8 protein-coding genes and 1 pseudogene are annotated in these 12,883 nt (G+C 60.9%); 2 read left to right on the forward strand and 7 right to left on the reverse strand.

The genetic code is table 11. The features are described from left to right. From EO156_RS00050 to EO156_RS00065, 5 genes and pseudogenes are all read right to left on the reverse strand, one after another. Positions 1-2,838, reverse strand: a pseudogene (locus EO156_RS00050) (DUF6531 domain-containing protein); the annotation flags it as partial. Positions 2,839-2,852: 14 nt separating this feature from the next. Next, positions 2,853-3,119, reverse strand: coding sequence for a hypothetical protein (locus tag EO156_RS23840; RefSeq protein WP_154666337.1), 267 nt, complete (start codon positions 3,117-3,119; stop codon positions 2,853-2,855). Positions 3,120-3,513: 394 nt separating this feature from the next. Then, a complete protein-coding gene (gene coaE, locus EO156_RS00055) occupies positions 3,514-4,125 on the reverse strand; it encodes a dephospho-CoA kinase (RefSeq protein WP_016849611.1) in 612 nt (203 codons plus the stop codon). Between the two features lie 13 nt (positions 4,126-4,138). Beyond that, positions 4,139-5,002 carry an A24 family peptidase gene (locus EO156_RS00060; protein WP_016849610.1) on the reverse strand — a complete coding sequence of 288 codons (864 nt, stop codon included), beginning with the start codon at positions 5,000-5,002 and terminating at the stop codon, positions 4,139-4,141. 6 nt (positions 5,003-5,008) lie between these two features. Further along, entirely contained in the window at positions 5,009-6,262 is a 1,254-nt protein-coding gene (locus EO156_RS00065; protein ID WP_026006934.1) for a type II secretion system F family protein, read from the reverse strand. A gap of 358 nt (positions 6,263-6,620) precedes the next feature. Here EO156_RS00065 and EO156_RS00070 point away from each other — a divergent pair, with 358 nt between their 5' ends. Then, positions 6,621-7,028 carry a pilin gene (locus tag EO156_RS00070; protein WP_016849608.1) on the forward strand — a complete coding sequence of 136 codons (408 nt, stop codon included), beginning with the start codon at positions 6,621-6,623 and terminating at the stop codon, positions 7,026-7,028. A gap of 134 nt (positions 7,029-7,162) precedes the next feature. Then, entirely contained in the window at positions 7,163-8,899 is a 1,737-nt protein-coding gene (pilB, locus tag EO156_RS00075) for a type IV-A pilus assembly ATPase PilB (protein WP_029828360.1), read from the forward strand. Positions 8,900-9,529: 630 nt separating this feature from the next. Here the strand turns inward: pilB and EO156_RS00090 are convergent. Beyond that, positions 9,530-10,984, reverse strand: coding sequence for a sigma-54 dependent transcriptional regulator (locus EO156_RS00090; RefSeq protein ID WP_016850709.1), 1,455 nt, complete (start codon positions 10,982-10,984; stop codon positions 9,530-9,532). A gap of 264 nt (positions 10,985-11,248) precedes the next feature. Then, positions 11,249-12,862, reverse strand: a complete 1,614-nt coding sequence (locus EO156_RS00095) for a HAMP domain-containing sensor histidine kinase (protein WP_016850708.1) — start codon at positions 12,860-12,862, stop codon at positions 11,249-11,251. Between the last annotated feature and the right edge of the window lie 21 nt (positions 12,863-12,883).

Below are 12,883 nucleotides of genomic sequence, written 5' to 3' on the forward strand. Positions count from 1 at the left end.
GTCCTTGAGGCCGGTCAGGCGGCCCAGCGCGTCGTAGCCCAGGCCGATCTCCGGCGTGGGATTGCCTGCGGGCGTCAGCGCGGTGAGGTTGCCGGCCGGGTCGAAACCGAAGCCCACGTCCAGCCCACCCGGGCGGGTGTCCTGGATGGCCTGCGGGCGATAGTCCAGATCGTACTGGCGGGCGAGGGTGCGGCCATTGCCATAGGTCCAGCCGGCAGCGGGGCCGAACGGGTAGTAGCTGGCGTTGCCCAACAGCACCTGCCGGCTGCCGCCGGCGGGCGTGACGCCAATTTGCGTGGTCTGGCCTTGTGCATTGCGCACGTAATCGACCACAGCCCCGTCGGGATACGTCATCCGCCGCAACTGGCCGCCGACGGTGTAGTCGTAACGCAGCACCAGCGCGGTGCCGTTGCTGGTCTGTACCTTGCGCACCAGATCGCCGAAGCGGTTGTAGCAGTACTGGGTGATGGCGCCACCGTCCTGCATCTTGGTCAGGCGACCGATCGAAAACGTCTCGCCGCTGGTGCACGCCGTCTGCGTCACGTCGTAGGTGTAGGTGACGTTGAGGCTGGTGGTGGGGTAGGTGACTTTGGTCAGGCGATTGAGCGCGTCATAGCTGTAGGCGGTGGTGCTGCCGCGCGCGTCGGTCTGGGTGGCGCGGTTGCCGGCGCTGTCGTAGGTGTAACTGGTGACGCCGGTGTCCGGGCTGGTGAGCTTCACCAACTCGCCGAAGCCGTTGTAGTCGTAGGTGGTGTCCAGACCCTTGGGGTCGGTGACCTTGGTCAGGTTGTCGAGTGCGTCGTATTCGAACTTGGTGTCGGCCTTGATGCCGGCGACATCCTGCAGCGTGCGCGAGAGGCGATTGAGCGGGTCGTACTCGCTCTGCGTCGCGGTTGCCAGCGCATCGGTCACTTTGGTGGCGTTGCCGTTGGCGTCGTACGCGAAGTCGGTGGGGTCGCTGGCGGCAGTGGCCTGGGTCTTGAGCTGACCGAGCTGGTTGTACACGCGCGAGAGCGTGCGCTTCAACGTGCCGGCCGCGTCCTTGGTGTCTTCCTTGACGCGATTGCCGGCGTTGTCCAGCGTGTAGTGGACGGTATTGCCCGCGTTGTCGGTGATGTCGGTCAGCCGATGCGCCGCATCGTAGGTGAAGGCAGTGAACGCGCCATCGGGCTGGGTGACCTGCCTGACCAGGCCGGTGGGCCAGTAGTCGATGCGCGTGATGCGGTCATCGGCCTCGCTAGAGGCATCGGCGCCACGCACCTTGGCGGCGGTCAGCCAACCGCGCGGGTGATAGCTGTAGTCGGTGACGATGCCGTTGGCGTCCTTAACGGACAGCGGACGGCCTGCGCCATCGTAGGCGAGGTACTCGATGACTTGGCCGAGGGCGTTGGTGATTTTCCATCGGTCGCCTTTGCGGTGCGGGCAGCTGCTGGTGGAAGAAGCGCAGCCTGCGTCATCGGTCATGTAGTAGTTGAAGCGCGTAATTCGCCATTGAGTGCCATCGTAGTGCTGGGCTGTCAGTTGCAACCCCGCGCGTGGGCAATTGGAACCCGCATCAACATCTGATTGTTCGCAGAAGCTGCTCACATCTTTTCTGACAGTACCGGTTTTACCATCCGTGATAGCGGAAGTCAGGATCTGTCCACGTTGGGTGAGCGTCCATTCCTGCTTCTGATAGAGGTCGCCAGCGCCAGAATAAATCGATCTGGCGATGGGGGTGGGGAGAGTGGGATGCCAGTCGACTGCAACTTTTTTTATGGTCAGGCCGTCGCGCGATGTTGTTTCCAGGGTGCGAAGTCCGCGCGCGTTGTAATCTTCATCTATCTTCGTGCCATTGAAGTACTGCTTGACATCGGCATAGCCCAAGACATCGTAAGTTTGGCTCTTGATGTTCTGCGAGGTACCGCACGTAGGACAATTGGCAGTTTCCGACGCAAATTTGGCTCGCCCGTAGCTGACGTTCATGGCAAACGAAGAGGAAGCGCCTAGCGCGCTCGTTACCGTCGCCGAGCTCTGGTCGTAGGCGATCTTTGTGTCATCCACCGGATCCGAGGCTGCGCCATGATAGCTGCGTGTTCCGCGGCCTGACTGATCGTACTCCCAGGATGCGAATCGGGTGCCTTGCTCATCGACGATTCCCGTCAGGGCACTGGGGAAGTTGTTGTCTTGGTAGAGATAGGATCTGACTGAGCCATCCTGCGTCGAGGCGCTTTGCAATCGGTTCTTATCATCAAACGCATATGTCAGCCTCCCCCCATCCGGCAGCGTAATAAAATCTAGGTGCCCATATTTGTACGAAAAGGCAATACTTCGCCCGCTTGCATCAGTCGCTATTGAAACTTTTCCTTCATTATAGCGAAGGGTTATAAAATCGCCGTCAGGGTAGTCAATTTTCTGCAAGTTGCCAGCTGCATCAAACTCTTCAATGGTCTGATCGGGAGCGTGGACATGCCAGCTCACCAGCGTCCCGTCCTCCCTAACTTCCTCGAGTACATAGCGCACGTCGCTTTCCGCATGCCATTCGCCACTTCCCTCGTCCTTGAACAAATAAGAGTTGCCACTTGGTCTTGTGAGCAGAACGGTTTTTGCGCCTGACGTTAAGTTGGCTCTGATGGACCGCATATAAGAATGTCGCCACTCAATGCCTAGCGGAGAGCCGGCATCAAGCCCAATATTTCCGCTGGTGTAAAAGCGAGCGAATTGGAGTTTAGTTGTGGGTGCAGAGAAATCTATATCTTTCTGTAGCTTGCTGCCAGTAAAAAAATTGACCGGATTTCCTGCGGTGCAGGAACCCGATGTTGGAGAATCGCACTCATTGTTCTTGCCCGGATCGATGGGCCGACGAATGCATGTCATGAAGTTGCTTGGATTGGGGTCAAATCCAGCTGGGCATTGCCAATGTTTTGCCAACAATGTAGGGAAATAACCGCTGCTTGAAGGTCGGCAAGTGGAATTGTCTGTGGTGCAATTATTTGCACTTGAAAATCCAGCCGCAATGTACGGGCGAAGTTCTGGTCCCTCCGGCCCTGTGTAGCTGATAACCACGATTGATGCGGGTTGTCCATTCCATAGTCCATTTCCTTGTCCTCCACATTGGAGGATCCGGCAGCCAGCTCCATAATTATCAATCTCCGGATTGAATTCACCGGGTAGCGGTGGGATTTTGCTAACTTCGAAGTCCTGAGCGAGCACAGCAGATGCAGAAGGGCAGAGCGCCGTCATTAAAATAAGTCTTGATACTTGTTGCAGCGCAATTCCCGTCAAACGCTTTTGAGAAAGTACCGGTGAATTATTCGATTGGGTGATACATGAATTACTGCTTCGGGCATGCATTGCTCTCTTCCTTGATGGCTAAAATAATGGCTGGGGTAAGGGGTGTATTCATGCAACTATGCCCGAAGTGTCACTTGGGCGCATTGTCTGCACTCCTGCAGTACGAAAAGTAGCGTTTTCGCCGATGCTCGTGACATCGTTTGCAACCATGGCCGCACCATCTTTGCCTACGATCAAGCGCTAACGCTCTGAGGCGGCTACCCGATAGGCAACATCCAACCTGCGAGCTTCCTGCTCCAATCGTTCCGGAGTGCGGTCGTTGCTAACAACATCGTCGGCGATGGCTTCTCGCTGTTCGCGCGTTGCCTGCGCGGCGATCATCCGGTTCGCCAATTCGGGTGTTGCGCCATCGCGCCGCATCAGGCGCGCGTGCTGCAAGACGGCCGGGACATCGACGACTAGGATGCGGTCCAGCCATGGGTAGGTGGCACGTCCCCCGGCTTCAGCGAGCAGCGGGATCGCCACGATCGTATACGGTCCCCGAGCAGCCAGTGCCGCGCGATGCAGCTCGGCGCGGATGGCGGGGTGAGTGATGGCTTCGAGCGCCTTCCGTTGAATTGGATCGGCAAAGACAATTTGGCGCAAGGCTTGGCGGTCCAGCATGCCATCCGGCAACAAGATGGCGCGCCCGAAGCGATCGGCGATGGCATCAAGGATGGGGCCGGGCTCCACGACCTGCCGCGCAATCACATCGGCATCGATCACCGGTACACCCAGCTTCTCGAACTCGGCGGCCAGCGCGCTCTTGCCGGAGGCGATGCCGCCCGTAAGGCCGACGATGAAGTCGCTCATCGTCGCGCCAGGGTCAACGCAGGCCTGCGAAGTGCAGGTAGCCGTCCACCAGGTCGTTGCCCCAAAAGAACACCACCCAGCCAGCAATGGCCAGGTAGGGGCCGAACGGGATCGGGGTGGCGCGGTCGCGGCCCTTGGCCACCAGCCAGATCGAGCCGAGGATGGCGCCGACGAGCGAGGAGATCAGGATGATCGGCAGGATGCCTTTCAACCCGCACCACGCGCCAAGCGCGGCCAGCAACTTGAAGTCGCCGTGGCCCATGCCTTCCTTGCCGGTGAGCTGCTTGAACAACCACCACACCGTCCATAGCGACACATAGCCGACCGCCGCGCCCAGCAGAGCAGGCTTGGCCGGCATGTAGAGGTTGTCCATCGATCCGACGAGCCCCAACCACATCAACGGCAGGGTCAACTGGTCGGGCAGCAGCTTGTGGCGCAGGTCGATGCCCGACATTGCCACAAGAAAGCAGCTCAGCACGATCGCGCCGAAGCCCTGCCAGCCAAAGCCGAAGCGCCACACGCTGGCGACGCACAGGATGGAGGTGAGCAACTCGACCAGTGGATACTGAATCGAGATCGGCTTGCCGCTGTAGCGCGACTTGCCGCGCAGCATCAGCCAGCTGAAGAGCGGGATGTTCTCCCACCACTTGAGCTTGTCGCCGGTGACCGGGTCGTGCGACGGCTCCACCACGATCCCCGGCGGCGGCGGCTCATAGATGTCCGGCAGCTCTAGGATCTCGCGCGCATCGCGCCGCCACTGCCACTCCATGCGCTTGGGCAAGCGCAGGATCACCACGTTCAGGAAGCTGCCGATCAGCAGTCCCAGTCCGGCCGCGGCGGGAAAGCCGAGACCGGGATGCTGGTCGAGAAATGCCATTACGTCTTATCCAACCACCGAGGCGAGCTTGAAGATAGGCAGGTACATGCCGATGACCATGCCGCCGACGATGGTACCAATGAACACCATGATCAGTGGCTCTAAGAGACTGCTTAGAGCGTCGACTGCGTTGTTAACTTCCTGCTCGAAGTACTCCGCGACCTTGAAAAGCATGGTGTCGAGCGCGCCTGCTTCTTCACCGATAGCGGTCATTTGCACCACCATGTGCGGGAAGAGGCCAACTTGCTTCATCGCTACGTTTACTGGATATCCGACCGAAACATCGTCTCGCATACGAAGCACTGCTGCCTCGTAGACCGAGCTCCCAGTGGCGCCCGCAACAATACTCAGTGCCTCTACCAGAGGGACACCTGCCTTAAAGGTAACTGCTGTTGTTCGGGCAAACCTGGCGACAGAACTGTTATGCATGATCTGCCCAATGACCGGAACCTTCAATACAAGTCGATCCAAGCTGTGTTGCATCGCCGGAGAGCGTTTATAGGCAAATATCATTCCTCCGATCGCTCCGACGATTAGGAGTAACAGTGCCCACCACCATGAGACCATGAAGCGCGACGCGCTGACGATCATTTGAGTGAAAGCGGGGAGTTCGGCACCAAATCCTTTGAAAACGTCTTCAAATTGCGGAACAACCCAGATCAGAAGGATAGAACTAACCAGAAGAGCTACAGCCATTACCATGGCGGGGTAGAATAGTGCCTTTTTGATTTTGCCCTTGAGCGCCTCGATGTTTTCCTTGTAACTGGCGATGGTGTCCAGCACCGTTTCAAGCACGCCAGCGCCTTCACCTGCTCGGACCAAGTTCCGGTACAACTCGTCAAACTGCACAGGATGCTTGCTGATCGCCTCGTACAACGAAGATCCGCCTTCAATGTCAGTGCGGACTTGACCGACCATCGTGCGCATGCGAGGGTTTTTTTGTCCTTCGCCGATGATTTCCAAGGCGCCGACGATTGGCACGCCAGATTTCATCATCGTTGCCATCTGCCGGCTAAAGAAAGCAATGTCTTTGGCGGTAACCTTCTTGCCCGCTGCGCCAAAAAGAGGTTTCGGCTTGGGTTTCACCACAGTGGGTGTGATCCCCTGCCTACGTAATTCGGCACGCAGTAGGTTGGCGTTGCGCGCTGTCTGCTCTCCCTTCATTGTTGCGCCGCGCTTGTCTTTCCCCTCCCAGACAAACGGGCTCAATTGAGTTGCGGGTGCTGGTCTATTTTTTGAAGCGCTAGGTGCTGTTGACATATCGATCCCCATCCGCCTTCCCCAGGCGAATTACGGGACGATGGTAGCGGGTTCCAGCAAAGATGGCATCCCCGGAGGAAGGGGGGGGGCTTCAGGATGTGATGATGTGGTTGACAGTTTGTGTCACCTTTGGACCTTGTTTGTCCTACTGGCGACTTGCTCGCAGATTGGTTGTTTGGTACATGCAATCGATGAAATGCCTGGCATCATCTGTCGCAAGCGCAGAACAGGCGGATGATTGTGGACTTGGCATAGTTCCTGCTTGGCATGCTCTTGCAACGCGGTATACGGCCGCGCGCTGTCCGAAGGGAGTGCCCGCGGGCGAACAACTTAACTCAACATCTTCTTGGGGATATCTATGAAAAAGCAGCAAGGTTTTACGCTGATCGAACTGATGATCGTTGTTGCGATCATCGCCATTCTGGCCGCCATCGCGCTGCCGGCCTATCAGGACTATGTGGTGAAGTCGCAGGCCGCATCTGCCCTTGCTGAAATCACTCCCGGAAAGGTTGGCTTCGAGCAGGCAACCAACGAAGGTAAGACCCCTAGCACCGCCGCTGCTGACGCAGGCTACATCGGCGTGGGTGGTACTACCTCGTATTGCACCGTGACGGTCACTGCCACCACCATCGTTTGCGCCACCCGTGGTGGAAACGCGACGAAGTTCAATGGCAAGAACTTGACCTGGACCCGCGACGCCGCGACTGGTCTGTGGAGCTGCTCGTCTGATCTGGACGCGAAGTACAAGCCGGGTAAGTGCACCTAATGCATAGTATTGGTGCGTAATAATGCTTAAGGATGGCCCCACTTAACAGGTGGGGCCATTTTTTTGAGCGAACAATAGCTCAAATCGCCTTGAGTTTGAGATATCCTCGACTATATCGCTCGTGAGTAATTGCTATGAGTGTCATGGGAACGGCTAATCTGGTTGGTATCACTGGAATCGCTCGGCGTCTGGTTCAGGATGGCGCGATCGACGAGTCCGCTGCCCGCGCTGCAATGGACCAGGCTGCGGCAGCCAAGATTCCCTTGCCGCAATGGTTCTCCGAGAAGAAGCTGGTCACCGCATCGCAGCTCGCCGCCGCCAACGCGGTCGAGTTCGGCATGCCGCTGCTGGACGTGTCGGTATTCGATGCCAGCCAGAATGCGGTCAAGCTGGTCAGCGAGGAGTTGCTCCAGAAGCACCAGGTGCTGCCGCTGTTCAAGCGCGGCAACCGGTTGTTCGTGGGGGTGAGCAACCCGACCCAGACCAGGGCGCTGGACGACATCAAGTTCCATACGAACCTGGTGGTCGAGCCGATCCTGGTCGACGAGGACCAGATCCGGCGCACGCTGGAGCAGTGGCAGGCCAGCAATGCGGCGCTGGGTGCGTCGCTCGGCGACGACGACGAGGGGATGGACAACCTGGACGTGTCGGTCGGGGACGAGGACATGGGCGCCGGCGGGGATTCCGGGGTCGATGCCAAGGGCGACGACACGCCGGTGGTGAAGTTCGTCAACAAGGTGCTGGTGGATGCGATCCGGCGGGGAGCCTCGGACATCCATTTCGAGCCGTATGAAGACGACTACCGGGTGCGCTTGCGCATCGATGGCCTGTTGAAGAACGTGGCCAAGGCGCCGGTGAAGCTGAACCAGCGCATCGCAGCGCGGTTGAAGGTGATGTCGCAGCTGGATATCGCCGAGAAGCGGGTGCCGCAGGACGGGCGCATCAAGCTCAACCTGTCCAAGACCAAGCAGATCGACTTCCGTGTCAGCACCTTGCCGACCCTGTTCGGCGAGAAGGTGGTGCTGCGTATCCTGGACGGCAGCGCGGCCAAGCTGGGCATCGACAAGCTGGGCTACGAGCCGGACCAACAGAAGCTGTTCCTGGAAGCGATCCACAAGCCCTATGGCATGGTGCTGGTGACCGGGCCGACCGGCTCGGGCAAGACGGTGTCGTTGTACACCGCGCTGGGAATTCTCAACGACGAGACGCGCAATATCTCCACCGCGGAGGATCCGGTCGAAATCCGCTTGCCTGGCGTCAATCAGGTGCAGCAGAACAACAAGCGTGGCATGACCTTCGCCGCGGCTTTGCGCTCGTTCCTGCGACAGGATCCGGACATCATCATGGTCGGCGAAATCCGTGACCTGGAGACTGCCGAGATTGCGATCAAGGCGGCGCAGACGGGTCACATGGTGCTGTCGACATTGCACACCAACGATGCGCCGCAGACCATCGCGCGTCTGATGAACATGGGCATCGCGCCCTACAACATCACCTCGTCGGTGACGCTGGTGATCGCGCAGCGTCTGGCGCGGCGCTTGTGCAACAACTGCAAGCGCAAGTCGACGCTGCCTGACAACGCATTGCTGGCCGAAGGATTCACGCCTGCCCAGCTTGCCGCCGGGATCGAGCTGTATGAGGCGGTCGGTTGCGATGAGTGCACCGAAGGCTACAAGGGGCGTACCGGTATCTACCAGGTGATGCCGATGACCGACGAGATCGGCGCGATCGTGCTGGAAGGCGGCGATGCGATGCAGATCGCCGAGGCCGCGCAGGCGATCGGTATCCGCGATTTGCGGCAGTCGGCGTTGATGAAGGCTGCGAATGGGGTGACTAGCCTGGCCGAGATCAATCGTGTGACGAAGGACTAAGCGCCCTCATCCGCCCTTCGGGCACCTTCTCCCGCAAGCGGGAGAAGAGGGCGGGACGGCGATGCAGATTGCCGAGGCCGCGTAGGCGATCGGTATCCGCGATTTGCGGCAGTCGGCGTTGATGAAGGCTGCGCATGGGGTGACCAGCCTGGCCGAGATCAATCGTGTGACGAAGGACTAAGCGCCCTCATCCGCCCTTCGGGCACCTTCTCCCGCAAGCGGGAGAAGAAAGCTGCAACGCGATCTTCGGTAAGCGGGAGAAGAGGGCGGCACGGCGACGCAGATCGCCGAGGCCGCGCAGGCGATCGGTATCCGCGATTTTCGGCAGTCGGCGTTGATGAAGGCTGCGCACGCGGTGACCGGCCTGGCGGAAATCACTCGAGTAACCAAGGACGAAGGGCTGGGAATCGGGGAGTCGGATCAGGGAATCGGAACAGCTTGGTGACCCCGAACAGCCTGGGACCCATACGGTCTAGGCTGTTTTGTCTGGACAACAGCGTCGAGCATTCCAGCCGACTACCGGGAGCTGACGCATGAGCCAGTCCACCGCAGTGTCTCCCACACAGGCCATCGAGACCGGCAACTGCGCTTTTACGATTCCCGATTCCCCACTCCCGATTCCCTGCTCTGCTACTCCATCCCCAGCTTCTTCAGCTTGTAACGCAGCGCCCGAAACGTGATGCCCAACTGCGCAGCAGTCTTGGTCTTGTTCCAGCGGTTTTCTTCCAGCGCCTTCTGGATCGCGGCGCGTTCCAGTTGCTCGATGTAGGACGGCAGCGCGGCCGAGGCGGGGTCGATGTCGACGACGGCTTCGCGCGGTTCGGCCGCGGCGCCTCCTGGGGGGGCGGCCAACCGGTGGCCGCCGTGCGCGGGCAAGCGCAGGTCGGTAGCGCTGATCTGGTCGTCTTCGGCCAGGGCCAGGGCGCGTTCGAGGATGTTTTCCAGTTCGCGCACGTTGCCGGGGAAGCCGTAGTGATTCAAGGCGTCGAGTGCGGATTGGGTCAGCAGCGGAATGGGGCGGCCGTGGCTGTGCGCCAGGCGCGCGATGATGGCAGCGGCCAGCTGCGGCAGGTCGCCACCGCGTTCGCGCAGCGGCGGCACACGCAACTCGATCACGTTGATGCGGTAGTACAGGTCATGCCGAAAGCGGCCGTCGGAGACCAGGTCGCCCAGGTCCTTGTGGGTGGCCGAGAGGATGCGCACATCCACCAGCGATTCGCTGGATGCGCCGACCGGTCGCACCGACTTTTCCTGGATCGCGCGCAGCAGCTTGACCTGCATCTGCAACGGCAATTCGGCCACTTCGTCCAGAAACAGCGTGCCTCCATGCGCGGCCTGGAACAGCCCGGGCTTGTCGGCATGCGCGCCGGTGAAGCTGCCTTTCTTGTGGCCGAAGAATTCGCTTTCCATCAGCTCGGCGGGAATGGCGCCGCAGTTGACCGGCACGAACGGGCCGGCGGCACGTGCGCCTTGTTCGTGGATGGTGCGTGCGACCAGCTCCTTGCCCACGCCCGATTCCCCAACGATGTAGACCGGCGCCTGGCTGCGCGCGACCTTGCTGATGGTGGCGCGCAGGATTTCCATGGCACTGGAGTCGCCGAGCAGGCGGCTGGCCTGTTCCGGTGGCGGCGGTGGCGGAGCAGGGCGGTCGCGGTTGTTCAATTCCAGCGCGTGCTTGACCAGGCCGCGCAGCACGCCGATGTCGACCGGCTTGCTGACGAAATCGAAGGCGCCGGCTTTCAGTGCTTCCACGGCCAGGTCCATGCTGCCGAACGCGGTGATCATCGCCACCGGCGTCTGCGGATAGTGTTTTGCGATTTCGGTGACCAGTTCGATGCCGTTGCCGTCCGGCAAACGCATGTCGGTCAGGCACAGATCGTAGGGATTGTTGGCCAGCAACTCGCGCGCTTCGGCCAGGTTGGCAGCAGTGCTGATGCGCAGGCCCATGCGGCCCAGGGTGAGAACAAGCAACTCGCGGATATCACGCTCGTCATCGACAACCAGGGCGCTTTTGGGTTCGTTCATGGGACGCACGATAGCCCAGCGTGATGATGGTCGACAATTGTCGAGCAGGTGGCGGCCCAACGATTCACCTGCTGCGCGGGCGCGTCACTGCGGCTTTCAGCGCGTTTGCAAGCTGCCGATGCCAGTCGGCGATGGCTGTCGATGCGCTGCGTTGCCAAACGCATCTGCCTACGAAAGCCTTGCTTGCGTAAGCCCGCAAGACCTGCAGGCCAGGTACCGCATGGCGTTTGCGTCTTCGCCAATGCGATGTTCTGCAATCGAACAAGTCGCTGCTCTGCTGGATATCGCCACATCAGGCATCCCGCTCAGCCGACAGCCGAGCACTCACTTGCCGAGCAATCCGTTGGGTCCTTGCAACGAAATCCGGAAGCACGCGCCACCGCCCGGGACCGAGACGTAGTCCAGTTGCGCCTGGTTGGCGCGGCAGAGTTCCTGGGCGATGTACAGGCCCAGGCCGGTGCCGTGCTCGGAGGTGGTGTAGAACGGGCGGAATAATTGTGCCGCCACGGCGTCGGGGATGCCTGGCCCGCGGTCGATCACGTCGATCACTGCCTTGCGCTCGAGGCGTTCGACGTGCAGCTTGACGCGTGCCGGTTCGTCCATCACCCGGCCGTACTTGAGGGCGTTGTGCACCAGCGCGGTGAGGATCTGATGCAGGTGCTTGGGGTCGACCAACGCATGCACGGAGCTCCCCTGGATGCTGGCCTCCAGGATGTCGGTTTCCATCGACAAGGTCTGGCGATATTCGACCACGAAGCGGCGCACGAATGCGGCCAGGTCCAGATTGTCCGGGGTGGCGCGTTCCCGGCGCGCCAGCGCGAGGACGCTTTCGACGATGCCGTTGGTGCGCTGGCATTGCTGGTGGATGATCTGCAGCAGGCGGCGGTCGGCATCGCCGATGTCCGGCGATTCTTCCAGCAATTGGGAGGCGTAGCTGATTGCGGCCAGCGGGTTGCGGATCTCGTGCGCCAGGCTGGCCGAAAAGCGCCCCATGGCCGACAGGGTTAGCGATTCGGCACGTCGCGACACCACCGTGGCGTCGTCCAGGAACACCAGTGCCAGGTCGCTGTCGGCAAGCAGGCGCACGAAGCGCGGTTGCACTTCCGGGCGTTCGGCGCCGAGTTGCAGAGGCGCCTCTTCCTCGCGCCAGCCGCTACGCCAGCGCTGCAGCCGGCGCGCCAGTTCCGGGGTGAGCGCCACCAGCGACAGGTCGGTGGACGGGGTGCGTTGGTCGCCATCGCCCAGCAAGCTCAGCGCCGCTTCGTTGGCCAACGAGATGTGGTTGTGGGTATCCACCACCAGCACGCCGGTGCGCATGCGCCGGATGATCAGCTCGTTGATCTCGTACAGATTGGCGACCTGGGCGCCGCGTTCTTCGGCCAGCATCTGGTTGCGACGGGCGCGCGCGGCGATTTGTTCGCAAATGAAGGCCACCGCGACGTAACTGGTGGCAAACATCGCAAGTTCGGCCACCGGGCGGGTGGCGCCGCCGCCTTCGAGCAGGGTCCACAGGTATTCCAGCAGGATGGCGGCGCTGGCGAGTACCGCGATGCTCATGCCGTAGCGCAGTCGCAGCAGGATGGAGGCGGCCGCCACGTTGAACAGCAGCATCATCGCAATGCCGGCGCTGGCGCCGGGCAGGGCGTGCGTGGCCAGGGTGGCGGCAAGGATGTCGGCCACTACCGCGCACAGCACGGTGGGGGTAAGGCGACGTTCGCCGCGGCCCCAGAACAGCAGCGGGATCGCCATGCACAGGTAGCCGATCGCCACGCCGGCGGCCAGGCGCGGGTAGCGCGGCTCGGGGATGGCGTCGGACAAGGGGCTGAACACCAGCGCGGCGATCAGGCCGGCCACCAGTACCCGGTACAGCGAGAAAAAGTACAGCTCGCGCTGCGGCGCGGACTGGATCCGGGCGATGAGCGATGCGATGGATGCCAAGCCGATTCCCCGCTGGAGCGA

It is taken from the genome of Xanthomonas sp. DAR33341 (genome assembly GCF_003992815.1).
Taxonomy (GTDB): domain Bacteria; phylum Pseudomonadota; class Gammaproteobacteria; order Xanthomonadales; family Xanthomonadaceae; genus Xanthomonas; species Xanthomonas cissicola.

Bases quoted from the DNA above. Each gene is read 5' to 3' on its own strand.
- EO156_RS00060 (WP_016849610.1), bottom strand. From the start codon at position 5,002: ATGGCATTTCTCGACCAGCATCCCGGTCTCGGCTTTCCCGCCGCGGCC.
- EO156_RS00065 (WP_026006934.1), bottom strand. From the start codon at position 6,262: ATGTCAACAGCACCTAGCGCTTCAAAAAATAGACCAGCACCCGCAACT.
- coaE (WP_016849611.1), bottom strand. From the start codon at position 4,125: ATGAGCGACTTCATCGTCGGCCTTACGGGCGGCATCGCCTCCGGCAAG.
- EO156_RS00070 (WP_016849608.1), top strand. From the start codon at position 6,621: ATGAAAAAGCAGCAAGGTTTTACGCTGATCGAACTGATGATCGTTGTT.
- EO156_RS23840 (WP_154666337.1), bottom strand. From the start codon at position 3,119: ATGGAGCTGGCTGCCGGATCCTCCAATGTGGAGGACAAGGAAATGGAC.
- pilB (WP_029828360.1), top strand. From the start codon at position 7,163: ATGAGTGTCATGGGAACGGCTAATCTGGTTGGTATCACTGGAATCGCT.